The following is a 24,235-nucleotide window of genomic DNA, read 5'->3' as shown; positions in this document are numbered from 1 at the left end:
CGCGCCCGCCATCCGCCCTTGCCGCGCTGGCGGCTTTCGCGCTGCACACCGCGCGCGGCAGGGCGGGGCGTGCAGACAGAAATGCTATACATGGTATGTCACTTGCAGGAGTATGCCGGAAAAGGAAAGTTCGACATGCTCATCCGCTGGACGGTAACTGTCCTGCATACAGAACTCCCACACTGCCGCATCCTCAAACCCCAGCCAGACCATTTCGGAAACTTTTTTCTGCTCCGGATTATCCCGCATCTTCGCTTCAAGGAAACGCACAGCAGCGTCAATACTGCTTTCGACCTTCTGCATCCGTCCGTCTGCTTCCCGCATGACCTGATTAAATTCCGGTACGGTGAGATCAGATGCCGAACCTCCTACGAACTGCAATTCATCCAGCTCGTTTACATGAAACCATGTTGCTATCTTGTCCTCATTGTATGGAAACAGCACCATTCCCGTAATATTTTCGTCCCTATCCTTTGTTGTAACGAAGCGTTCTACTTTGTCATTCACTGCAAATCCTCCATTATATCCCTATCTGAACACACTTGCTTTAGTCCAGCCGCCAGTGTGCCGATCTCCCTTAGGAAGTCATACCCTTTGGGTACGACCGGCGTATAAAACTCGGTAATGACACCCTTACCGGTATCTGCATAGCCGCACCCCTTGACGTTCTTGAAGAAAAACTCTTTCTTCACTTCACCGAACATCATGCTGTATCCCAGCTCGGACATACGCCCCAGCGCGACACGGAAGTTAAACTGGTCACGGATACCGTCACCGAGATACTTTGCATCCGGGCGCTGGCAGGCGAGGATCAGGAAGAATCCCACCTGCCGTCCCAGCATGACAATCTGCTTGAGCTTGTTTAATACGTCCTCACGTTCGCGCGTGTTCAGCATTTCCATGAACGCGACGTATTCGTCGAATATCAAAAAGTGCGGTTCCAAGCTGAGATAGGCGTAGTTCTCGCCGGTCTTATAGCCCTGCATGGATTTCATGCTTTCGCTTCGCTGCATCATCCTGTCGCAAAACCGGCTGACACCGGCAGCAATATCCTCCTTGCGGTAATACACCTCCGGCATCACAGTAGACAGGTCTGCCAGATCAGCATTTTTCGGGTCTAAAATATGCAGCACAGCATCGGTCTGTAAAAGCGCCTGGATGATCGTCAGGATGAAATACGTCTTGCCGCCGCCCGTACCGCCTGCGATCAGCATGTGCGGGAGCGTGTCATACTCCCACCAGACGTTCTTCATCAGCCGTAGACGCCCGCCCTCGGCTTTCGCTTCGGCAATCGGGATACGGTTTGCCACCATGTCATAAAGCAGGGTATATTCCACATACCCGTCCCGCAGCTCGCGGCTGACCAGCTCGCAGTACAGGCCGCTTTCCAGCTTGGTTTCCAGATGAAGCAGCGGTTCCTGATATTTCCCCATCGTGATTTCCACTTGAAAATGCAAAAGCCCGTTTTCCATGCGGTAATACATCCGTGGAAAACGGGCTATCTTCGTTTTTGTATCCGGACTGGGTAAATCCTTGAAAAAGCCGTCCTGCTTTGTCCGTTCGGCCTGCTCGTACCACTGATTTTCGAGCACCATGCGCGCCAGCTTTTGACGGTGCATGAGCTGCCGCACGACATCCGGGAATAGACGGTACAGCAGGACAAGCACTGTCCCAGCAACCGCCGCCGACACAATACTACTGAGCAGCAGATACGGCATATGCCAACCAAAGCCGCCGACGCCCAGCATGAACAGCCTGCGCCAGTCTGTTTGCAGGATGGTTTTCAAGTTGAGTAAAGCGAAAGCCGCAAGGAACACCGGAAGCACCACACAACAGGCAGACCGGAACACCAAATCCCTATCTGCCGGACGGATACGCTTGCCGCGATACCGGAAAAGCTTCATATCACTTACGCTTTCTTCTCCGGCGGGTTGTCCTTGCGCGGCTGGGCGGGCTGCCCGCTGTTCGGCGCAGAAGCCGGTTCGGGCTTGACCAATACGATATCCTCCGCCTTGATATACCAGTCTACATCTGCGTTGTCGCCGAACGTCGCGTGCGCCACAGCGCCGAATTTCGCGCCCACGAGGTCTACCACCGCATTATACGGATAGTCCCGGACCGGGACGCTGGCCGGGATACTCACCTGGATCATGCGGCCCTGCGTTTTGCTTTTCAGATCGTAGGTACGTTCTTTTACCACATCCGACCGCGTACCGTCCTCATTCTGCACATAGACCTCACGGCGCATGGAAGAAAAGCGCAGCTCACCCAGCGTAGGGACATGTCTCCCTGTAAATCCATTTCCGAATCTTGCCATAAACAATACCCGTCCTTTCTTCCTTACGCCTTGATGATATCATCCGCGTGGATAATAAAATCTATATAACCATTCCCGTTGATCGCGTAACCTTCCGCCGTCACCCACGGGTTGACAAGCTGCACCGGCTCCATATAGTCAAAATGTTTTTCGCCCGCCTGCGCCGGGATCACGACTTCGATATCGTCCGCACGCTGTACATCCGAAAACAGCTTGTACCGCCGCTGGACAACAACTTCCTGCCGCCCGACACGCTTTTTATCTTCACGGCTGGCCTGTTCCGGCCCGCCAAATTCCAGATTGCCAAGGTCTTTTTCCTTGTCCGGGACTACAAACAGTAAATTCATAATGTTACCTCCAAACTGCTGTTATGGTTTATTCTGTCATTACTTCTGCGATACCCGCCATGATATACTCCGCGCAGGGCAGGGCGATCGCGTTGCCGAGCGCAAAGCAGCGGGCATGGTTGCTGATGGGTTCATCCTTGCAGCCGTATGCCGTCCAGCCCTCGGGCAGGCCCATGAGCCGTTCACATTCCAAGGGCGTAAGGTCACGGATAAAACCGTCCTGCTCTTTTCCCTCATACCAGAATGCGAAGGGCTGACCTACACTGGCAAGCAAAGTTGGGAAGGGTTCGCCGTTTCTGCCGAAACACGTGCGGAAACCTTTTTGATCGCCCTGCTTTGCCATTGACCGCATCCGCCGGAGCTGGAAGGGACGCACGACGGGTACCTGCCGCCCTGCTTGAGCAGCAGGTATTCGATCTCCGCGGGCGGCGGGCAGCCTGCTTTCGCCGCAAGGCGCAGGATACGGGAGCATACTGCGGGGCTTAAATAATACTTCTGCGGCACGTTCTCCTGCAAAATCCGCCACGACGAACACCCGCCGCCTACGCTGCGAAAGAGCGGGTTCTCCCCAATACTGGGCGTCCATGAGCCGCCAAGCGGTATCAGCCCGTCCCCCTCGCACCATTCCGGCGTGCGCCCAGATACCACTATCAGGCATTGGAATCTCGGTACCTGTGAATGCGTGGAGCACGGCTGCAAAATCCAGCCGGTCATTTGACACAAAAGCTCCCGCGACGTTCTCCCAGACAGCGAAAGCTGGATACCGGTTATCTGTTGCATTCCTCATTTCCTCAATAATACGCATGGCCTGATAGAACAGGCCGGATTTACTGCCTGCCAGACCGGTACGGTTGCCGATCTGCGACAGATTTTGGCACGGCGAGCCGAACGTGACCACATCCACGGGCGGTATTTTGCCGCCGTCTATCTGCGTAATATCGCCCAGATGCAGCATTTCAGGGAAATGCCGCTTGGTGATGGATACCGGCGCTCTGGCGATCTCGCTGGCCCACACGGGGACAATGCCACAGCGGGACGCGGCGAGAGGGAACACGCCGATGCCGTCAAAGAGACTGCCGAGTTTAAGTGCGGACACGGCCGGACCTCTTGCGCCCCCGCGCCCGCACGCCGTCCATGCTGTTCCACTTTGGGGATTTCCCACGGATGCGGGAGAAGCAGTCACAGCGTTCGTCCGGGTCCAAATTCGCCCCGCAGTAGGGGCAGGTGTGATAGTACATAAGCTGTCCTCCTTTTGATGGTTGGTTGATGGCCTGCACAGATCCCGGCGGCGGGCGGGCATGGTGAGTGACGATCTCAGGGCATAAAAATAACCGCCCGGACAGGGCGGTTCGGTGGATTGTTCGGTTGTTCATAAACTTATTCTTTCTACATAATATTTTTGTCACACATGATTCACCTTGACAAAAAAGGCAATCTAAGATATCCTTTTATTAGAAAAAGCAGAATACAGAATTTTAACATAATTTCTAACATCAAAAGATATTTCAAAGGAGATTTGCTACATGGGTATGATTATTGAGTTTAATTGGTTTATGGTTGTCGCTAATGAAAATAAAATACTTGAAGAGCAAGAAAACCTATTCTATACAATAAAGAGTGAAAAACGCATTTATCCAATAGGTTTCCAAATTCCATTAATCGTTAAAGAACAGGGTTGCATCGGCATGATAAAAGTTTTAAAAACTGTTATTAATGAAAAAGAAACAAGGATTTATTTCAATAAAACTGAGTCTTTTGATATGAAGAGTGCAGTAGCCACTCATTACTATGAAAGATATTTAGATTTCAAAAAACGTGAGAAAGAAATAAATCCTTGATTCATATCACCATAATTATTATATCTGTGGCACCCTAATCTAAGTTTTTATGGTATATCATTGAGCTATGATATAAATTCCATAAAATTGAAGATCGGGGTGTCGTATTTTTAGATATGATGATGGAGGTCATTATGCTAGGAATGCGAGGATTTTATATCACTAAGGCCGAATATGATTCAATACGAAAAAATCTGGTATCTAACAACAATCAACTGATAAAAATTGCATTACAGAATCTTATTACTAAGTTAGAATATGGTCAACGTATGAATAATGTCTGTTCAAAAGATTTATGTGCAGTACTATATGATGTTGTTCAGAACGATGATTATAAAATCAGGAAATGGGCATATCACCTCATTGTTTACAAACAAAATCGTGCATTGGTAAATCGTTGCATTCATAACTTGAAATCTGGATTCGAAAAAGATGCAGAAAATATTAGTTGGATATTGGCGATTGTGTCAAGATCTTATAACTCGGATATGCTTCACGAGTTATATAAAAAATGTCCAGATACAAAAATATCACAGCAAACATATACTTTATGCTCTACCTTGTTTTCTTCAAATTCAAATATGCTTAACGCTCAAGAAATCAATCATATTGTTGATGGGGAAGATTTTCTGTCTAAAATGTGGTTAACCAAAGTTTTTGGCTGTAATTATAATCGACAAAAAAAGAGAGATTATTCGAATTTGATCAACGCTAACGTGATGAATTCTTTGTTGCAAGATACCAGCATTCAAAGATATGCTTTATGGGCCTTTTCTACTTTAGAAAAAGTCAATGTAAAAGTAATTGAAATCAATCCATATGATGCAAAAAAATTACCATCTAAAAGTCTAGCATGGTACTATACAGGATTATTTAAAGATGAAAATTATATTCAAGAAAATGTGGATCATATTATAAATATTCTTGAAGACTTTCTGATTTACCCTCAAGTTGTGCAAATGGGTATATTAAGAGGCATTTGTAGTGCACATTATCCATTAGGGGAAATGTTATATCCAATAGCAAGTGCATTTTTAGAATTAGATGAGAACGATGATAAACAGTTACCCTTGGTGATACTATTTATTCAAATTCTAATTGATCATGAAAAAGAAAGCGGGGAAATCACCAAAATATTGAAAGATTATAGCGATTCAACAACTTGTGATGAATTGAGAAGATTATTATGGTATCGTGAAGGGATAATCACGGAGGAATCTAATATGGGAATAGTTATCAACGGGAATGTTGGAAATATTCAAAATAATGAAGGAATATCAATGGCAAACCAAAATAATATTTTATTTTATACAGAATCCGATTCGACATTAAATCCGCAGTCTATTCAGCAAGATGTAAATCAAATAAAAGAAAAAGTCGTTGCCGGTGAATTTGATGGATATTTTGAAGGCGAAAACGATGAGTTAGAGGCGCTTTTTGAAAAAGTGCAATATGGATTTAATTCGGCAAAACGTAGCAACGTAGTTAAGGAAAAAGAGGTTCTGGAACTACTATCTAAAGTAGAAGTCGATTTAAGAGAATTGGCACATGAAAGTAAAACGGACAAGAAAAAATCACGATTCTCTGATATGCTATCAAAGGTTTCACAAATTTGCTCGATATCCGTCAACGCACCAAAGCTGTGGCCCTTGTTAAAAGATGCAGTGGATTTTATCAAACAGTTTTTGCATATTTTGGAAATTTAATCAATTTTTACACAGGGAGACTAGAGCCTTAAATCTTTATTTTAATGCAAACTCGCCCATCCCCATCTTAGATATACGGACGAGATCATCTAAAAAATGACATCAATTTCGTTAAAATAGTGTCATTTCATGTTAGCTGCTGCTGCCACCTGGATTTTGACACCACAAATGACACCAGAGATTTCGGCTACTATAATTTTGAAACGGCCTGAAACGGTGCTTTTCGTAGATCCTTTACACTGCATTATTGAAACTTCTGATTTCAAAATTACAGACTGTAAGCATTTTAAAGGGGAAATGCTATACTTTTGTTCTACCTTTGAACTTTTCGTATAATTGAAGGGAAACTGCTTTTGAAAAACTGCGGTTTTCCACCCTCTTGTGAATCTCCCCTTTTCCCTTAGAGGGCACGGCGGTAACGGTAGAAGGAGACCGCTGCGAAAAAAAGAGTGCGGCAGAGGATTTTTCGTTCCGCGTTGTATCCGCCTATTCGTAGTGTCGGATACCGTACTGCTACATCCAATTTGGGTCTACGCAGGCGAGGCACAACAGTGCCGCGCAACACGATTACGGGTGCATATCGCCTATATCCGTAGGATTTGGATAATCTGCACAAGCAAAAAATTTGCGCGGCACGGGTATGCCGCGCCTGCGTGGAGTAAGCCGCCTGTGTAGCAGTACGGTATCTGGCACTGCGAATAGGTAGAGGAATGGACGCGCAATGCGCGCCCCTACGGAACGGTAACCCGACTGCCGTACTCCTTTTCGGAGCGGTCTCCTCTCTACCATTACCGCCGTACTATCAAACAAAGGAAAGGTAGGAGTTCAAAGAGGAAGGGAAACCATGGGTGTCCCTTCCTTTTTGTCCCCGCGGCGGACGCCGCACGTTCCTCACCGCCGCAGCGGCGGAATCCTCGCCCGGAAATGGCGAACCACCTTCGCAGTTCGGGCACACCGGAAAACCTGTGTCTGCGACCGGTGCAGCCCGAATAGGACGAACTGTCTGCGCGATAGGACGCTCCCTATCCATTCTCAATTTTGACACACCCCCTTTCCTATGCTATACTAAAGGTAAGAAAACAATTTTGGAGTGATAGCATGGTACATCTTGGCAACGATTGGGACGAGATCCTTGCCGGTGAGTTTGAGCAGGATTATTACAAGCGCATTCGCTACTGGCTGAAAAAGGAATACGCCGAGCAGACCATCTATCCGGCGGCAGAGAACATCTTTAACGCTCTGCGGTACACGCCGTATTCCAAGGTCAAGGCCGTCATCCTCGGGCAGGACCCATATCACGGTCCCGGACAGGCGCACGGACTTTGCTTCTCGGTTCAGCCGGGTGTTCAGCCGCCTCCGAGCCTGCAGAACATCTTCAAGGAGCTGCAGAGTGATCTCGGCATTGTACCTCCCAAGGACGGCACGCTCACCAAGTGGGCGGAGCGCGGTGTGCTCATGCTGAACACGACTCTGACCGTACGCCGCGGGCAGGCGAACAGCCATAAAAACCTCGGCTGGACGACCTTCACCGACCATATAATCGAAAAGCTGAACGAACATGAGCAGCCGATCGTCTTTCTGCTCTGGGGCGGCAATGCCCGCAGCAAAAAGAAGCTCATCACCGCACCGCAGCACCTTGTGCTCGAAAGCGTGCATCCCTCTCCTCTGTCGGCGTACAATGGCTTTTTCGGCTGCAAGCACTTCTCCAAATGCAATGCGTTTCTCGAAGCGCACGGCATCGACCCCATCGACTGGGATCTCAATCATTAAATCGTGAGCTTCCGCACCATTTTCCGGGTGCGGAAGTTTTTTTGACTTTTTTCAAAATCCCTATTGACAAACAGGAGTTTCGGTTGTATATTTAATTCATACAAAACACATATGATTAAAGTGAATTAAGGAGAGTGATCTCAATGATGATCCGGCGAATGTGTCGATGTTGCATCGACTGAGTTTTCCCATCATTCCTTATTAACATCACATTCTAATTCTTCTTAATTTTGAAAGGCGGTTTATCCCATGTCTGATATTAAAAAGAGCTTCTCCGACCTGATCGGCAACACCCCGCTGTACGCGGCTGAAAAGTTTGCAGCTAAGGCTGGCGCTAACGCACAGGTTCTCGCAAAGCTGGAGTACTTTAATCCGGCCGGTTCCGTTAAGGATCGTATCGCAAACGCTATGATCAACGAGGCTGAGAAGTCCGGCGCACTCAAGCCGGGCGCAACCATTATCGAGCCGACCTCCGGCAACACCGGTATCGGTCTGGCAGCAGTTGCAGCTTCCCGCGGCTACCGCATCATCCTCACCATGCCGGAAACCATGAGCGTTGAACGCCGCAACATGCTGAAGGCATACGGCGCTGAGCTGGTTCTGACCGAAGGCACGAAGGGCATGTCCGGTGCGATTGCAAAGGCAAACGAGCTGGCTAAGGAGACCCCGAACAGCTTCATCCCCGGTCAGTTCGTAAACCCGGCAAACCCGGCTGCACACTACGCAACCACCGGCCCCGAGATCTGGGAGCAGTCCGGTCACAAGGTTGACATCTTCGTTGCAGGCGTAGGCACCGGCGGCACCGTAACCGGCACCGGCAAGTACCTGAAGGATCAGGACCCGAATGTCAAGGTAGTAGCTGTTGAGCCGGATACCTCCCCGGTACTGTCCACCGGCAAGGGCGGCCCGCATAAGATTCAGGGTATCGGCGCCGGCTTCGTTCCGGATGTACTCGATACCAAGGTTTACGACGAAGTTATTCGTGTAGCAAACGAGGATGCATTTGAAACCTCTCGCCAGTTCGCTCACAGCGAGGGTCTGTTCGTAGGTATTTCCTCCGGTGCTGCTCTGTGGGCTGCTGTTGAGCTGTCCAAGCGTCCGGAGAACGCCGGCAAGGTTATCGTAGCTCTGCTGCCTGATACCGGTGACCGTTACCTGTCCACCCCGCTGGTTTCTGAGTAATTTTAATTCTCAAATCCTGCAATTCTCTCCAAAAATTCATTCATCTCCAAATGTATAAAAAAGACACCTCTGCATAGCGGAGGTGTCTTTTTTATGGAAAATGGAGAATTGAAAATGAAAAATGAACGTAACGTTTCTCCAGTTTCCGCCCACGCATTTAACAATGAAAAACCACCCTGCGAAAGCAGGGTGGTTGCAGTCTGTCAAAAAAGTATTATTTTAATTTTTACGCTTCGTGCGGCAGCACGCATAAAATAGAATTTGCGAAGCAAATTCATAAATTCCGGGAGCATGTATCTCGGAATTTATACAAGGGAAGAAAAAATGTGCCCGTAGGGCGCGGTTTTTCTTCAGTATTCGCTCGAAAGCGTGGTTTCGAGCGAGAGGCTGCTCGGAAAACGTTAGTTTTTCGACAGCCTCAAACCACCCTGCGAAAGCAGGGTGGCTTCGTTATATCCTGGAATAATAAATTGCAGTAACCGTGCCGTCCTCGATGGAGGGATAGCAATGCCGGTAGGTACTGCCGGTGCTTGTCGGCGCATTCAGCTGATGGTACGGCTGGCTGACATCGATAGCTACGCAATCGGCGGCCGCCGGAATGCTCACTGTACCCTCACCGTCTGCGAAGGTGAACACGCCGTTCGTGTACGTTACCGTGCGGTCGATCGCGCGTTTGCCGCTCAGCGAAACGTAGGTAACGCCGCCGACTCGTCGGAAATCCGTATACCCCATCAGACCGGTATACGTCACCGAAGGATCATAGTTCTCGATCACAACATCGCAGTAATTCTGCGTGCCGATACACAGATTGACCAGATCGCCGCGGCTCTGATACACAGCGCCGCTGCCCTGCACGGTCAAATGCGTTGCCCGATAGAGCATCACCGCCATCTCCGCACGCGTTACCTTGGAAAGCGGATTGATTTTTCCTTTCGAGCCGCCGATCACCTTAGCACCGACCAGTGCACTGACCGAAGGCTTCGCGTAATTGGAAATCCTGCTCGCATCCGAGAAGCTGCTCACCGAACCGGTGCCCAGCTTGAGCGCCGTGCGGTCAATTGTGCGTTTGAGGAACACCATTGCGTCCTGACGGGTCATGCTCTGCTGCGGCTGAAACTCACCGGTCGCGGTGCCCGCCGCTATGCCGAAGGCTTTCGCCGCGATAACCGCCTTGCTGTAATAGGCGCTGCTCGGCACATCGACAAATGAGCCGTTTGAATTGACCTGACCGTTGTCGAGCGCTTCACTCATGCCATAGGCGCGGTCGAGCATAACGATGAAGTCCGCTCGGGTAATGGCGTTGCCCGGATAAAACAGATGGGTTCCGCCGCCCTTGATCACGCCTGCAACGGCAAGCGTATCAACCTCGCGGGAAGCCCACGCGTACTCTCCTGCTGTATCATAAAAGTAAACCGAGTGTTCAGGAAGATACGCATACGTCTCCGTGGTGTTCGCGCTCAGTGCATAGGCTGCTGTGATCGCACTTACGACCACCACAACCGCCAGCACCGCAACGATCACCAGCTTTCGCGTTCTTTTCATAATATTCTCCTTGCCCAGTGGTTATGATAGATAGGGTATATCCCCCACCTATGTAAACTTGCTTCAAAATTATAGCACACCGTTCCCCACTTGACAAGTTAAAATATGACTAAATTTGTTGTAACCATTCTGTAATTTTAACCTTTTTATACAAGAAAAGCGCGGTTTTCCAGCAAACCGCGCTTTCAAAGTCCATTTTTCGTCTATCACTGCTGTTCTGCGCGGTACCATCGCCAGCTCAGCACAGTCGGGATAATCGTTGCCGCTGCCGTTGGCGCAAGCACCAACACAAACTTTGCAATCTCGTTCGGAACGAACGAGCCTGCCGCACCGATAATACCCGCCGCAAACAGCATGCGGCCCGCCACACGATGCGTTTTCGTCCAGACAGTTTCGCTCGACAGCGTCCACGGCGTTTTGAGTCCGCAGTACCAGTTCATGCGAAACTTCGGCATAATGTTGCCGAGGCACATCACCAGCAAGCTGACGAGCAGACATACGACTGTCGGCACATCGACCGTACCCGGACGCAGTGCTTCCGCAATGCAGATGCCGCACATTGCGGTCAGGAACAGGTCGATCATGATCTGAAACCCGACATAGACATCGTAAAACTTGCTGTAGTTCCTGCTTTTCGGGTCAAACCGCGGCAGAAAGTAAAACAGAACCGCAAACAGCGGTGCCATCCCGGCCACGATCCACAAATGCCATCTGGTTTCGTAATTCATATGGCCGGCAAGATCCCACTGCATGGGAATTTCCGCGGGCAGCCTGCTGTAAAACACCGCTGTCATTGCCGCCGGCAGCAGCGACAGCACCCACGCCGTCACCTGCAGTCTACTGATTTTTTTCATTCCTGACATCTCCTTTCAAGGCGCTGATCCATTCGAGAATCTCATCCACGACCGACATATTCAACTCATAATAAATGTACTTGCCCTGCTTGTCATCCAGCACCAGACCCGCATCCCGCAGGACGGACAGGTGATGCGAAATGGTTGCGCCCGACACCTCGAAGTGCGCCGCAATATCGCCCGCCGCCATCGGTCCGCGCCGCAGCAGCGACAGAATTTCGCGCCGCACCGGATCGCTGAGTGCCTTAAAGCTCTGCTGAAACCCCATTACTGTCCCCTCTTTCGTGCGGTAAACCACGTTTTGCGTCCGCAGACCGGACAATACAGCTGCCAGTCATTTCCCACATGCGTGCGGAAAACCAGCCGCTTCCACGGCAGATTCTGCTTCGTGCCGCAGGATTTACAAATCAAATCGCACCTTGCAAGCGCTTTTGCCTGCCAGATTACCAGTATTGCCGCTAAAATCAGCGCAATCGCGCAAATCAGAATGGTAATGTCCATTCCGTTCACCGCCCTTCTCGCTATCCTGTTAATTAGATGGCCATCTAATTGTTTTCAGTATACCACAACTTCTGCATTTGTCAACACATTTCGATAAATATCTAAATAATGCAAAAAGAAAAACCGCAAGTTAAACTTGCGGTTTCGATGTTCTATACCAGAACTTACGCCATGCCGTTGAGCTTGGTAGTCATCTTGCTCTTCTTGTTGGACGCATTGTTCTTGTGCAGGAGGTGCTTGGCAGCCGCCTGATCGACAGCCTTGACAGCGGTCGTGTAAGCAGCAGTTGCTTCAGCCTTATCGCCGCCAGCAATCGCAGCATCAAACTTCTTCAGAGTGGTCTTGAGCTCGCTCTTAGCCATCTGGTTGTTCAGCGCCTTTACGGAGTTAACCTTAACGCGCTTCTTTGCAGACTTAATATTGGGCATTCTGAAAACACCTCCTTCGTTTTCTATTCAACAGTGATATTATTCTATCATCTTCTCACAAAAAAAGCAAGTGTTTTTTTCATTTTCTGCATAAAAACTTTTTTCTCGAAAAAACTATCCTTATAAGGAGGGATTGCGCATGGCTTTCCGCACCGATCTGGCCGTTGAGGCGATCGAAAACCATAAAACAGCCGCTGCCCTGCCGCATGTCCGGCAGTCCGATCGCACGCTTGAGGGCTTCGCCGTACACGAGGTACGCATTCTCTCAGAGGATGCCGCCCGCGAGATCGGCAAGCCGCAGGGGCGCTATCTCACGCTTGAGCTGGATGCACTCATCCGCCGTGAGGAGGACGCATTTCCGCGTGCCTGCAAGGCGCTCAGCACGCTGCTGCGCGAGCTGCTGCCGCATCCGAATGACGGTCCGGTGCTCATTGCCGGACTGGGCAATCGTATGATAACCCCCGATGCCATCGGTCCGCAGACCGCCGATCATGTGATTGCCACGCGGCATCTGGTCGCGCAGTCACCCGCTATTTTCGCGGACTGGCGGCCCGTTTCCGCACTGGCTCCGGGTGTGCTCGGACAGACCGGCGTCGAGACTGGCGAGGTCATCTGCGGTGTGCTCGACCGCGTGCGCCCTGCCGCTGTCATCGCCGTGGATGCGCTTGCCGCCGGTCGGCTGTCGCGGCTGCTGCGTACGGTTCAGCTGGCAGATACCGGCATTACGCCGGGTGCCGGCGTGGGAAATGCCCGTGCGGCGCTCAACAAGGAAACACTCGGCGTGCCGGTTATCGCCGTTGGCGTGCCGACCGTGGTGGACGGCGCAACGCTCGCACATGAGATCAGCAGTCAGCTCGGGCAGCCTGCCTGCGAAGCGTTGGACGACCTCTCTCAGCCGGTGATGATCACCACGCGCGACATTGACCGCGAGGTTGCCGACATCTCCCGCATGATCGGCTACGCAGTCAACATGGCGCTGCATCCGCACCTCAGTGTTGCCGATATCGACCTGTACCTCTCGTGACAGGTTTCGGGCATACTCGCACGCTGTACGGCGTATGATAGATAGCATGAAACAGCAAGGAGGATGGCGCAATGAAGCGGCGTAAACATCAGAAATTCCGATCGAGAGGCGGCATCCGCCTGCCTGCCGCCATCACCCTCTGTCTGGCGCTGTCGCTGCTGATTTTTTCCCGGGCAGGCGGCGAGCCGATCGCACAAAAGGCACTGACCGGTCTGGCTCGCAACAGCGGCTTTGTCACCCGCGCAATGGCGCTCGAATTCGGTGTTTCGCCGGACGATACCGCTGAGGTGTACACGCCGCGCACGGCTGCCGCAGCGCGGGATGAGCAGGCGGAAAATCCGCTTGCAGAGAGCACCTATGTGCCCTCGTCCGACACCGAGAACGACAATCCGGTGCTGTCGGCCGCTGACAAGGCTGCCACGGTCTCCATCAACAACGAGACCTCGTATGACGTGGATGCGGCAGACTGTCTGGCCGCAGACGAGCATTTTTCCGCTGATGGAGATGGGCCGCAGGTGCTTATCTATCACACACACAGCAGCGAAAGCTACACGCCGGATGCCGCTTTTCCGTATACACCGACCGAGACCGAGCGCACGACCGATACCAATTATAATGTAGTGCGCGTCGGTGACGAGCTGCAGAAGGTCCTCGAGAACAACGGCATTGAGGCCGTACATATCCGCGAAATTTTCGATTCGCCCGTGTACACTGGCGCGTATGACCGCTCACTTGCCGTGGTTGAGGACACGCTGGCAAAATATCCATCCATCACAACCGTCATTGATGTGCACCGCGACTCGATCCTGACCGATGACGGCCGCGCCTACAAGACCTCCTGCACGATAAACGGCGAGGAAACCGCACAGCTTATGCTTGTGGTCGGCACAGATGACGGCGGCCTGTATCACCCGGACTGGCAGGAGAACCTGAATCGTGCAGCATCGCTGCAGTACCGGCTCAACCGCACCTATCCGACGCTCATGCGTCCGCTTAATCTGCGAACCCAGCGTTTTAATCAGCATGCAACGCACAGCGCGTTTCTGGTGGAGGTAGGTTCGTCGGGCAATACGATGACAGAAGCGCTGAAAGGGATCAGATTATTTGGCGATGTTCTTTCGGCCGAATTGACCACTTGACCGTAGGGCGGAATGAGGTCACCCCGCCCTACAAGATAACTTTCCGAATAATTTTTATCATAGTGCGCACCCTAACTTGGGGTGAAACTATGGAAACGATCACATTTACCGCCGATCTGGAACGAAACATCCGCATGATGCAGGAGCTGTTCCGGAACGACGATACGCTTATCATACGGCGTGCCATCGGTCAAAACGGACTGCGCTGTGCGCTGTTTTTCTTTGACGGCATGGTAAATTCCCTTGCCATCAACCAGAGCCTTGTGCGGCCGATCCTGCGCTGTGAGCAGCCGCGGCTTTCCGCCGATATACTCGCCGCCGCTGTGCTCCAGGCCGACGAATGCCGCGTGGAAACCGATATGAACAAGGTATTTGCCGCCTTTCTCTACGGTGACGCCATTGTACTGACTGACGGCGATGCACGTCCGGTTCTCGTCAACACCAAGGGCTTCGACAAGCGCAGCACCGCCGAGCCGGAAAACGAGCGCGTGCTTTCCGGCCCGCGAGAGGGCTTCACCGAGTGCTTTATGCCCAATCTGGCGCTCATCCGCCGCCGCGTGAATGACCCTCGGCTGAAATTCCGGTTTATGCGCGTCGGCAGCCGCACGAACACCAACGTGTGCCTGTGCTATATCGCCGGACTGTGTGAAAACAGTCTGGTTGAGCGTCTGGAAACGCGTCTGACCGCGCTCGATATCGACAGCGTGCTCGACTCCAACTATCTTGCCGAACGCATACGCGACCACCGCTGGTCGCCGTTTCCGACGCTCGGCACGACCGAACGGCCGGACGTTGCCGCTTCCCGTATGCTGGAGGGTCGGTGCGTCGTTGTCGTGGACGGCAGTCCGGTAGCGCTCACAGCGCCGTTTCTGTTTCAGGAGTGCTTTCAGTCCAACGACGATTACTATATCAGCTTTCTGCAAGCGAATCTTTCGCGCATCCTGCGTGTCGTCGGATTTGTATTCACGATCACGTTTCCCGCCATGTACGCCGCACTCATGCTCTATCACCGAGAATTAGTGCCCGCGCGGCTGCTGTTCGCTGTCTCCGCCGCACAGCGCGGCGTTCCCCTTCCCATCGGTTGGGAGATTTTGCTCATGCTGTTCGTGCTCGAGGCACTCAAGGAAGCCGGAGCGCGAACGCCCGGTGCCATGGGACAGACGATGAGCATTGTCGGCGGTCTGGTGCTCGGTGATGCAGCGGTTTCCGCGCGATTTGCCGCCGCACCGACCGTTATCGTAGTCGCTATCGCGGGTGTCACCGGTCTGATGGTGCCCAAGCTGCAGACTGCTGCCCTGTGGCTTCGCTTCGTGCTGCTCGCTGCTGCAGCCTCCTGGGGACTGTACGGCGTTGGTCTTGCACTCGGATTAACACTCGCAGCACTGTGCCGCATGCACTCGTGCTCGGTACCGTACCTGCTCAATCTGGTGCCGCGCATCTCTGCCGAGCACGAGGACACCTGGCTTCGCTATCCATGGTTTTTCATGCGCTGCGACCGCTTTGCCGTCAAACGCCCGTCGAAGGAGGAACGCCCGTGAAGCTGCTCAGATTCCTGCCGCTGCTGCTGTTGCTGTGCGGCTGTGCGAGAGAGGTTTCGCCGGTATCCGCGCTCGCGCTCGACTGCAAAAACGGTGTGTACTGCCTGACCGCCGAGGTTGTGCGGCAGGACTCGCCGGATGACACCGCCGCTCCGGCTTACCTGTCCGCCACCGGAACCGATGTGACGGACGCGCTGCGCAATCTGCGCAGTATCCTGCCGGGAGATCTGTATTTAAGCCATGCACAGGTGCTGCTTTTAAGTGAGGAAGCAGTTTCCGAGAGCATTCTTCCGCTGGCGGACTATCTTTGCCGTGAAAACGATGTGCGGCTCAGCTTGCGGGCAGCCGTCGTGCGGGACGGCTCTGCCGCCGAGCTGCTGGAGAACGACAACGAGGTGTACGCGCTCAGCGAGCTGCTTGACCGCTCCGCGCAGGACGGTATTCTGCCGGATATGCCGCTGTACCGCGTCACCGATGTGCTGCACGCAGACGGCACAGCCATTCTTCCGGCCTTGCGCGTGGATGCGTTCGGACAGACAGCACCGGCAGGTACGGCAGTGTTCAAAAACGAACGGCTGAACTGCTTTTTAGACGGTGAGATCGGCGGTGGTGCCTATGCGTGAGCGACTGTTTCCGCGGTGGTGTACGGCGCTGTTTGCCCTGCTGCCGATGAGTGAATTACTGTATCTTCCTGCCGACGGGCAGAGCGTGTACGCCGCTGCACTCGCGTGTACGGTCTGTGCACTGGCCGGTATCGGAGCAGCAAGGCTGTCCGACCGTGTTCGGCATTCGGCTCCTGCACAATGGGTGCTCGCCCTGACCTCGCTGTTTCCGCTGCTTGCATCCATCGCCCGCATGAGCATTTTCCTGCAGAAGACCGTGTTCACCGGACGCTCATGCGGCAGCACAGTTGTGCTGCTGACAGTCTGCATCCTGCTCATGGCATCAATGGGGCTCAACCGCTGTGCCATGTGGGCACTGCCGATTGCGTGGCTTGCCGGTACGGTACTCCTGCTCTCCGGCGTGCTGACATTCACACAGCTTACGCCTGCCAGCTTTTCCGCACCGACAGCGGCATTGCTGCCGCAATTCCGGCATATTCTGTACTCCCTGCTGCCGGCATCGGTCGTACTGGCGTTATCTCTGCCGGAGACCAGGCTGTCCGCAAGCGTGTCACGCGGACTCAGCGCAGGTGGTGCATTGCTCGCACTCCTGCTACTGCGCACAGTGCTGCTGCTTGGAGCTAACACCGCTGCCCTGCTCCCCTATCCGGCGTTCACTGCCGCCGGACTGGCTGCCATCGGCAATTTTGCCCGACACGGCGAGGTATTCTTCGCAGTGCCTCTCCTCCTGTGTGAGGTTGGCCGATGCGCCGCACTTGTCTGTGTGCTGCTGTATCCGTTCACACGCACCTGCGGCGTTTTGCACCTGCGCCGACCGCAATAGGATCTGGGCAACACCGCACAATTAAAGCTGCGGTTCCTTGCGCAGGCTCCGGTCGCGCTGCCGCGGCGCTTTGCGCAAATCGCTCTTGTTCAATTATGCGGTATTGCCCTTGTTTTCCTCTCCCAGTTCTGCTATAATGCAAACAGCAGAGCAAAGGAGATTACGGCATGAATATTCAGATTTTCGGCAAAAACAAGTGTTTTGATACCAAAAAAGCGCAGCGATGGTTCAAGGAGCGCGGCATTAAATTCCAGATGATCGACCTTGCGCAAAAGGGCATGTCCAAGGGTGAACTGGACAGCGTGCTGAAGGCTGTCGGCGGACTGGACAACCTGCTCGACCAGAAAAGCAAGAGTTATGCGTCGCTTGCCTACCTCGCCTACGATGAGGACAAGAAGGAAAAGCTGCTCGAGGACGGCACGCTGATGAAAACGCCAATTGTCCGCAACGGCCGTCAGGCAACTGTCGGCTACCAGCCCGATGTTTGGGAGCAGTGGGAATAACTTCTCCAAAGCCGTTCTATGCCTCAGAACGGCTTTTTCCGTGTCCGTTGTCCACTTTAGCGCCTTGTATAAAATATTTTTAGGAAAATGCTGTCATTTTGCAAAATATACCCTCTTTCTGTATCTGCTGTCTGATAAACTATGTTCGATAATAAGAAGCGGCATTAATTTATGCTTCTGATTTCATGCGAAAGTGAGGGAGAGCTCATGAAGGGAAAAGGCAAGCGTTTTCTGGTTCTGCTGACCACCGCCAGCCTGAGTCTGAATATGCTCAGCATCAGCGCTTTTGCAGCAGAAGATTCTCCGGAGACGGACGCTGCTTTCGTTTCAGAGATCTCAAACGATGAGACCGATTTATCTGTAAACCGTCCGGATTCCGATGTTCCGGAGGTTTCCTACGAGCCGATCATTATCGACATTCCTGATGGACCGATTCCGGCTGGTGAAACCTGGGACAACGAGGTTTCGGCTACAGATATTGCAGAGAACGATATTCCAACGGCTGACAGCTTCAAGGAGCACCTGTCCGGCGGCTCATCCAAACTGTGGATAACCGTAGGGGTTGTCTCCGGTGCAGGCGTGATTTTCACTACCATGTGCCAGAAAGGCAACGAGAATCGGTAAAAACCATAAACGCCCGCTCATTTTTGAGCGGGCGTCAGTCTGTCAAAAAAGTATTATTTTAATTTTTACGCTTCGTGCGGCAGCACGCATAAAATAGAATTTGCGGAGCAAATTCATAAAAAGTCGGGGCGTGTACCTGACTTTTTATACAAGGGAAGAAAAAATGTGCCCGCAGGGCGCGGTTTTTCTTCAGTATTCGCTCGAAAGCGTGGTTTCGAGCGAGAGGCTGCTCGAAAAACGAAGTTTTTCGACAGTCTCACGCCCGCTCATTTTTGAGCGGGCGTCTTTTCGTCTCACAGGCAGAGCATAAAAACAGCTCAGGCATTGCTGAGCTGTTTTTATGCGCTTTATGCAGTTAGTTCTTAAGACTCTGAATCGGAGCCGGAATACGACCTCCGCGGTTAATGAACTTCGCAGGAGAACCGGTCTTGATCGGCATGATCGGAGCCGAGCCAAGCAGGCCGCCGAACTCGACCATATCACCGACTCCCTTGCCGATGGCCGGGATAACACGGACAGCAGTGGTCTTGGTGTTGACAACACCGATTGCGATTTCGTCCGCGATCAGGCCGGAGATGACCTCGGCGGTGGTGTCACCCGGAACAGCAACCATGTCGATACCAACCGAGCATACCGCAGTCATTGCTTCGAGCTTCTCAAGGGTCAGTGCGCCTGCCTGAGCCGCCGCAATCATACCCTCGTCCTCGGAAACCGGAATGAATGCGCCGGACAGACCGCCGACACTCGAGGATGCCATAACGCCGCCCTTCTTAACGGCATCGTTCAGCATAGCGAGGATTGCGGTCGTGCCGCAGCCGCCGCAGACCTCCAGACCGACTTCCTCGAGGATACGCGCAACCGAGTCACCGATCGCCGGCGTCGGTGCGAGAGACAGGTCAACAATGCCGAACGGCACGCCCAGACGCTGGCTTGCCAGTGCGCCAACCAGCTGACCCATACGGGTGATTTTGAACGCAGTTTTCTTGATCACGTCGGCAACCTCACCGATGGAGCAGTCGCCTGCACGGCGGATTGCGGACTGCACAACGCCCGGACCGGATACGCCAACGTTGATAACGGTCTCCGGCTCACCGATGCCGTGGAACGCACCGGCCATGAACGGGTTATCGTCTACTGCGTTAGCAAAAACAACCAGTTTGGAGCAGCCCATGGAATCGTTGTCCTTGGTCAGTTCTGCGGTCTGCTTGATGATGCGGCCCATCAGACCGATGGCATCCAGATTGACGCCCGCCTTGGTGGACGCAACGTTGACCGACGAGCAGACCAGATTGGTCTCCGCCATTGCCTCCGGAATAGAGTTGATCAGGATCTCATCGCCCTTGGCAAAACCCTTCTGCACCAGAGCCGAGAAACCGCCGACAAAGTTAACGCCGGTGCTCGCAGCGGCACGGTCAAGCGCCTTGGCCAGCGGCACATAGCTGTTTGCCGAGGAGGTCGCACCGACCATGGCGATCGGCGTTACCGAAATACGCTTGTTGATGATCGGGATGCCAAGCTCGCGCTCAATCTGCTCGCCGGTGGCAACCAGCTTTTCCGCACGGCGCGTTACCTTATCGTATACCTTGTCCGCCAGCACATTAATGTCGTCCGCCGCAAGGTCGCGCAGCGAAATGCCCATCGTGATGGTACGAATGTCGAGGTGCTCCTCCTCGATCATCTTAATGGTTTCCAGAATATCTTTCGTGTTGATCATAGACATTTAACTAAACCTCCTGAAAAATTGAGAGTTGAGAATCGGTTACCTGCTCTCGATTCCGTCAATTTGTCAGATTTTGTGCATTGCGTCAAAGATGTCCTCATGCATGGTGTGAATCTTCATGCCGAGCTCCTCACCATCCTTGTCAAGCAGGTCGATGAGCGTGTTGAAGTCTACGGTGCACTTATCAATGTTTACCAGCATGACCATTGCAAATACATCGTCCATTACATTCTGAGAAATGTCGATGATGTTGACCTGATGCTCATAGAGCGTGTTCGAGATCTTGGCGATGATACCGGTACGGTCCTTGCCTGTTACTGTGATTACTGCGCGCATGTTGATTCCTCCATTTTTGCGTATATGTTAATTTATCACAAACAAATGAATAATGGAAAATTGAGAATCCGTCGTTCTCAATTATTCTCCGGCTTCCACCACGGTATTGATGATGCTGTTGGAAACCAGAAAGCCCTGTTCGGTGAGATACCACCGTGTACCCTCGTGAGCGGCAAGACCGTGTTTTTCCAGCATGCGGAATACCTGCTCGTAAGGAGCCGTGCTGACATGGTATCGGTTTTCGAGATCGTGCATATCCGCACCGTCCGAGGTCCGCAAACGCACCAGCAGGTATTCGCCCTGCCGCCGGAAGTCCGAGACCTCCTCCTCGTCCTGCGGGATGCTCTCACCGCTGATATAAGCCCTGATATCCCGGGCAAACGCGAACCGGCGGCCATTCAGGAAGGAATGGGCACCCGGTCCCAGTCCGAGATAGTCGGAAAGATCCCAGTATTTGAAATTATGCCGGGAACGAAAACCCGGTTTTGCGAAATTTGATATTTCATAGTGCTCGAAGCCGTTCCTGCGGAGCAGCCTGCACATGGCAAGATAGGTATCTGCCTGCGTATCATCATCCGGCAGAACCGGATTTTCACGTCCCATCGGTGTTGCAGGCTCCAGTTTGAGTCCGTAGCACGACAAATGCTGCGGATTCAACGTCAAACACTGCGTTACCGAGTCGAGAAACTGCGCCTGCGTCTGGTTTGGCAGGCCGTACATCAAGTCAAGGCTGATGTTGGTAAAGCCACACTGCCGTGCGAGTTCTACGGCTGCCTGTGCCTGTGCAAAGTCGTGGATACGGCCGATGCGTTTGAGCTCGGTGTCGTGCACCGCCTGCACGCCAAACGAGAGCCGGTTGACGCCGTGCTTATGCATGGCCTCCAGCACCGCTTGATATGTGCTCTCCGGATTGCATTCCACCGTGATTTCGGCGTTTTCCGCAATCGCAAAGCATGCCCCGACCGCCTGTAAAATCCTGCTGAGATAGTCTGCGCCAAGGCAGGTCGGCGTACCGCCGCCGATGTACACGGTATCGACCGTGTAACCGGAACAGCGTTCGCCGTACGCCTTTATATCACGAATCAGCGCCGCCGTGTAATCGGCTTTGAGCGACGCATCCGTGACCGAATAAAAATCGCAGTACGCGCACTTTTTCACGCAGAACGGGATGTGCAGGTAGAGGCCGAGCAGCTTGCCGCCTGTTGCAGCGTTAGTTTTCCTCATCGAGTTTAAGCACAGCCATAAAAGCCTCGGTCGGCAGCTGAACCGTGCCGAGCGCACGCATCTTCTTCTTGCCTTCCTTCTGCTTTTCGAGCAGCTTCTTCTTGCGCGTGATATCACCGCCGTAGCACTTAGCCAGTACGTCCTTGCGGAGCGCCTTGACCGTCTCGCGGGCGATAACCTTGCCGCCGATGGCTGCCTGAATCGGCACCTCGAACAGCTGGCGCGGAATATTTTCCTTCAGCTTTTCGCAGATACGGCGGGCACGGCCGTAGGCCTTGTCGCGGTGCGCGATAAAGGACAGCGCGTCCACCTGATCGCCGTTGAGCAGCATATCGACCTTAACGAGATCGCTCTTGCGGTAGTCGATAAATTCATAATCGAGCGACGCATAACCCTTGGTACGAGCCTTGAGCGCGTCGAAAAAGTCATAAATGATCTCACCGGTCGGCATTTCATAGTGCAGCTCGACCAGATTGGAGTCCAGATACTGCATATCCTTGAAGATGCCGCGTCGGTTCTGACACATCGGCATGATATTGCCGACGAACTCCTGCGGCGTCATGATGGATGCCTTAACATACGGCTCGCGGGCCTCCTCGATGACATCCGGGCTCGGATAGTCGTGCGGATTGTCGCAGCGCTGCACGGTGCCGTCAGTCTTGCTGACCTCGTAGATAACACTCGGCAGGGTGGTGACAAGATCGAGGTCAAACTCACGTTCGAGACGCTCCTGAATGATCTCCATGTGCAGCATACCGAGGAAGCCGCAGCGGAAACCGAAGCCGAGTGCGACCGAGCTTTCCGGCTCAAACGACAGCGCTGCGTCATTGAGCTGCAGTTTTTCAAGTGCGTCACGCAGATCGGGATACTTGGAGCCGTCCTCGGTGTAAATGCCGCAGAATACCATCGGACGTGCCGGACGATAGCCGGGCAGCGCCTCCGGCGTCGGATTTTCCACACCGGTAACGGTATCGCCCACGCGGGTGTCGGACACCTTTTTAATAGAGGCGGTAAAGTAGCCAACCTCACCCGCACACAGCTCCTGCTGCGGAGACAGACCAAGCGGCAGCATGTAGCCGCACTCAAGTACCTGAAATTCAGCACCGGTGGCCATCATTTTGACCTTCATGCCCGGGCAGATCTTACCGTCAAGCAGGCGCATGTAAACGACAACGCCCTTGTACGGGTCGTACTGGCTGTCGAACACGAGTGCGCGCAGCGGCGCATCCGCATCGCCCTCCGGCGCCGGAATATCGGTTACGATGCGCTCGAGCACCTCGTGAATGTTGATATTCATTTTTGCGGAAATTTCGGGCGAGTCCTCTGCCGGAATGCCGATGATATCCTCGATCTCCTTCTTGACGCGCGGCGCGTCTGCCGCCGGCAGGTCGATCTTGTTGATGACCGGCACGACCTCCAGACCGGCGTCGATGGCAAGATAGGTGTTGCCGAGCGTCTGCGCCTCAATACCCTGTGCCGCATCAACGACCAGAAGCGCACCCTCACACGCCGCCAGAGAACGTGAAACCTCATAGTTGAAGTCCACATGACCCGGGGTGTCGATCAGGTTCATTTCGTAGGTCTTGCCGTTGTCCGCGGTGTATTCCATGCGGACAGCGCGCGCCTTGATGGTAATGCCGCGCTCACGCTCAAGCTCCATATTGTCGAGTAACTGCTCCTCCATTTCACGCACGGAAACGGCCTTGCACTGCTCCAGCAGACGGTCTGCCAGCGTAGATTTGCCGTGGTCAATATGTGCAATGATGGAGAAATTACGAATTTGCTCGCGATTTTTCACGTCGAAAGCTCCTTATCTGTAAACTGTAAACCTAATAAATATAGGCTCATTATAGCATATTTGGCGGGGTGTCACAAGCGTTCTTTCGCAGTTTACGTTTGTTTCTCTGCTGCAAACGTGAATTTTGTATTTTTTCATAAATTTCATTTTCTGATAAGAGGAATTTCATGCAAAGCGGTTATTGTATTATCATGATGAAGCAGTAAACCGACAAAGAATTAGCGGCGGCCGGCGGTTTGGGGTAAAACAAAAGCACCGATTTTACTCGGTGCTTCTAATTGGAGCGGCTGACGAGGCTCGAACTCGCATCCACACCCCGCAAAAGCCGCAGGCTTTCACGGGGACCCCGACCTCCGATTTTATGAAGGTGGAGGAAGCGAGTGTGCTGCGGGCAAAAG

General features: G+C 52.7%; 27 protein-coding genes. 12 read left to right on the top strand and 15 right to left on the bottom strand.

The features are described 5' to 3' along the window. Positions 1-84: 84 nt before the first annotated feature. Genes DW806_RS08035 through DW806_RS15200 form a run of 6 tightly spaced genes read right to left on the bottom strand, consistent with a single transcriptional unit; the run spans position 85 to position 3,902 of the window. Complete coding sequence (locus tag DW806_RS08035) at positions 85-507, bottom strand: hypothetical protein (RefSeq protein ID WP_117492380.1); 423 nt, start codon at positions 505-507, stop codon at positions 85-87. Then, positions 504-1,904, bottom strand: coding sequence for an FtsK/SpoIIIE domain-containing protein (locus tag DW806_RS08030; protein WP_117492382.1), 1,401 nt, complete (start codon positions 1,902-1,904; stop codon positions 504-506). Before DW806_RS08030 ends, DW806_RS08035 begins: the two co-directional genes overlap by 4 nt. Positions 1,905-1,909: 5 nt before the next feature. After that, complete coding sequence (locus DW806_RS08025; protein ID WP_117492384.1) at positions 1,910-2,317, bottom strand: YdcP family protein; 408 nt, start codon at positions 2,315-2,317, stop codon at positions 1,910-1,912. A 23-nt stretch (positions 2,318-2,340) separates the two neighbouring features. Continuing rightward, positions 2,341-2,664, bottom strand: coding sequence for a YdcP family protein (locus DW806_RS08020; protein WP_117492386.1), 324 nt, complete (start codon positions 2,662-2,664; stop codon positions 2,341-2,343). 28 nt (positions 2,665-2,692) lie between these two features. Next, positions 2,693-3,760: a DNA cytosine methyltransferase gene (locus DW806_RS08015; protein ID WP_117492388.1), complete on the bottom strand. Its 1,068-nt coding sequence runs from the start codon at positions 3,758-3,760 to the stop codon at positions 2,693-2,695. After that, on the bottom strand, positions 3,747-3,902 hold the full coding sequence (locus DW806_RS15200) for a hypothetical protein (protein ID WP_158557260.1): 156 nt from the start codon (positions 3,900-3,902) through the stop codon (positions 3,747-3,749). The genes DW806_RS08015 and DW806_RS15200 overlap by 14 nt, the downstream gene beginning before the upstream one ends. Before the next feature lie 285 nt (positions 3,903-4,187). Between DW806_RS15200 and DW806_RS08010 the strand changes: the two genes are divergently transcribed. The 5 genes from DW806_RS08010 to DW806_RS15195 all read left to right on the top strand — a co-directional run bounded on the left by DW806_RS08010 (position 4,188) and on the right by DW806_RS15195 (position 9,418). Beyond that, entirely contained in the window at positions 4,188-4,502 is a 315-nt protein-coding gene (locus DW806_RS08010; RefSeq protein WP_117492390.1) for a DUF2584 family protein, read from the top strand. Between the two features lie 134 nt (positions 4,503-4,636). Beyond that, the gene (locus tag DW806_RS08005; RefSeq protein ID WP_117492392.1) at positions 4,637-6,208 is read left to right on the top strand and encodes a hypothetical protein; all 1,572 of its coding nucleotides are present in this window, start codon (positions 4,637-4,639) and stop codon (positions 6,206-6,208) included. Between the two features lie 1,098 nt (positions 6,209-7,306). Further along, on the top strand, positions 7,307-7,978 hold the full coding sequence (ung, locus tag DW806_RS08000; RefSeq protein WP_110436950.1) for a uracil-DNA glycosylase: 672 nt from the start codon (positions 7,307-7,309) through the stop codon (positions 7,976-7,978). Between the two features lie 249 nt (positions 7,979-8,227). Further along, entirely contained in the window at positions 8,228-9,160 is a 933-nt protein-coding gene (gene cysK / locus DW806_RS07995) for a cysteine synthase A (RefSeq protein WP_110436951.1), read from the top strand. Between the two features lie 93 nt (positions 9,161-9,253). Next, positions 9,254-9,418 carry a hypothetical protein gene (locus tag DW806_RS15195; protein WP_158578026.1) on the top strand — a complete coding sequence of 55 codons (165 nt, stop codon included), beginning with the start codon at positions 9,254-9,256 and terminating at the stop codon, positions 9,416-9,418. Between the two features lie 192 nt (positions 9,419-9,610). Here DW806_RS15195 and DW806_RS07990 read toward each other — a convergent pair whose 3' ends face one another. The 5 genes from DW806_RS07990 to rpsT all read right to left on the bottom strand — a co-directional run bounded on the left by DW806_RS07990 (position 9,611) and on the right by rpsT (position 12,485). Further along, positions 9,611-10,702 carry an S-layer homology domain-containing protein gene (locus DW806_RS07990; RefSeq protein WP_118729618.1) on the bottom strand — a complete coding sequence of 364 codons (1,092 nt, stop codon included), beginning with the start codon at positions 10,700-10,702 and terminating at the stop codon, positions 9,611-9,613. A 206-nt stretch (positions 10,703-10,908) separates the two neighbouring features. Next, positions 10,909-11,556 (bottom strand): SdpI family protein, encoded by a 648-nt coding sequence (locus tag DW806_RS07985; RefSeq protein ID WP_158578326.1) that lies wholly within the window; start codon positions 11,554-11,556, stop codon positions 10,909-10,911. Then, complete coding sequence (locus DW806_RS07980) at positions 11,540-11,824, bottom strand: autorepressor SdpR family transcription factor (protein ID WP_110436954.1); 285 nt, start codon at positions 11,822-11,824, stop codon at positions 11,540-11,542. Before DW806_RS07980 ends, DW806_RS07985 begins: the two co-directional genes overlap by 17 nt. Next, positions 11,824-12,057, bottom strand: coding sequence for a hypothetical protein (locus DW806_RS07975; protein WP_118285191.1), 234 nt, complete (start codon positions 12,055-12,057; stop codon positions 11,824-11,826). Before DW806_RS07975 ends, DW806_RS07980 begins: the two co-directional genes overlap by 1 nt. A gap of 164 nt (positions 12,058-12,221) precedes the next feature. Continuing rightward, positions 12,222-12,485, bottom strand: a complete 264-nt coding sequence (gene rpsT, locus DW806_RS07970) for a 30S ribosomal protein S20 (RefSeq protein ID WP_110436956.1) — start codon at positions 12,483-12,485, stop codon at positions 12,222-12,224. Between the two features lie 139 nt (positions 12,486-12,624). Between rpsT and gpr the strand changes: the two genes are divergently transcribed. The 7 genes from gpr to DW806_RS07935 all read left to right on the top strand — a co-directional run bounded on the left by gpr (position 12,625) and on the right by DW806_RS07935 (position 18,759). After that, positions 12,625-13,509: a GPR endopeptidase gene (gene gpr / locus DW806_RS07965; protein ID WP_110436957.1), complete on the top strand. Its 885-nt coding sequence runs from the start codon at positions 12,625-12,627 to the stop codon at positions 13,507-13,509. A 71-nt stretch (positions 13,510-13,580) separates the two neighbouring features. Then, positions 13,581-14,648 carry a stage II sporulation protein P gene (spoIIP, locus tag DW806_RS07960; protein WP_118729616.1) on the top strand — a complete coding sequence of 356 codons (1,068 nt, stop codon included), beginning with the start codon at positions 13,581-13,583 and terminating at the stop codon, positions 14,646-14,648. Between the two features lie 89 nt (positions 14,649-14,737). Next, positions 14,738-16,186, top strand: a complete 1,449-nt coding sequence (locus DW806_RS07955) for a spore germination protein (protein ID WP_118729615.1) — start codon at positions 14,738-14,740, stop codon at positions 16,184-16,186. Continuing rightward, complete coding sequence (locus DW806_RS07950) at positions 16,183-16,809, top strand: Ger(x)C family spore germination protein (RefSeq protein ID WP_117490291.1); 627 nt, start codon at positions 16,183-16,185, stop codon at positions 16,807-16,809. Before DW806_RS07955 ends, DW806_RS07950 begins: the two co-directional genes overlap by 4 nt. Then, positions 16,802-17,632 (top strand): hypothetical protein, encoded by an 831-nt coding sequence (locus tag DW806_RS07945; RefSeq protein WP_118285195.1) that lies wholly within the window; start codon positions 16,802-16,804, stop codon positions 17,630-17,632. Before DW806_RS07950 ends, DW806_RS07945 begins: the two co-directional genes overlap by 8 nt. Before the next feature lie 167 nt (positions 17,633-17,799). Then, positions 17,800-18,135: an arsenate reductase family protein gene (locus tag DW806_RS07940; RefSeq protein ID WP_110436962.1), complete on the top strand. Its 336-nt coding sequence runs from the start codon at positions 17,800-17,802 to the stop codon at positions 18,133-18,135. A gap of 207 nt (positions 18,136-18,342) precedes the next feature. Beyond that, entirely contained in the window at positions 18,343-18,759 is a 417-nt protein-coding gene (locus tag DW806_RS07935; RefSeq protein WP_118285196.1) for a hypothetical protein, read from the top strand. Positions 18,760-19,114: 355 nt separating this feature from the next. Here the strand turns inward: DW806_RS07935 and DW806_RS07930 are convergent, their stop codons facing one another. The 4 genes from DW806_RS07930 to lepA form a co-directional block, all read right to left on the bottom strand. Then, positions 19,115-20,473 (bottom strand): PFL family protein, encoded by a 1,359-nt coding sequence (locus DW806_RS07930; protein WP_118729621.1) that lies wholly within the window; start codon positions 20,471-20,473, stop codon positions 19,115-19,117. 72 nt (positions 20,474-20,545) lie between these two features. Next, positions 20,546-20,815 carry an ACT domain-containing protein gene (locus tag DW806_RS07925; protein ID WP_118285197.1) on the bottom strand — a complete coding sequence of 90 codons (270 nt, stop codon included), beginning with the start codon at positions 20,813-20,815 and terminating at the stop codon, positions 20,546-20,548. Positions 20,816-20,896: 81 nt separating this feature from the next. Continuing rightward, positions 20,897-22,039, bottom strand: a complete 1,143-nt coding sequence (gene hemW, locus DW806_RS07920; protein WP_118729614.1) for a radical SAM family heme chaperone HemW — start codon at positions 22,037-22,039, stop codon at positions 20,897-20,899. Beyond that, entirely contained in the window at positions 22,026-23,837 is a 1,812-nt protein-coding gene (lepA, locus tag DW806_RS07915) for a translation elongation factor 4 (protein ID WP_118729613.1), read from the bottom strand. Before lepA ends, hemW begins: the two co-directional genes overlap by 14 nt. Positions 23,838-24,235: the final 398 nt, after the last annotated feature.

Source organism: Butyricicoccus sp. AM32-19, from assembly GCF_003480365.1.
Lineage (GTDB): Bacteria > Bacillota > Clostridia > Oscillospirales > Butyricicoccaceae > Agathobaculum > Agathobaculum butyriciproducens.
The sequence above is the reverse complement of the archived record's forward strand: the minus strand, read 5'-3'. Positions and strand labels throughout refer to the sequence as shown.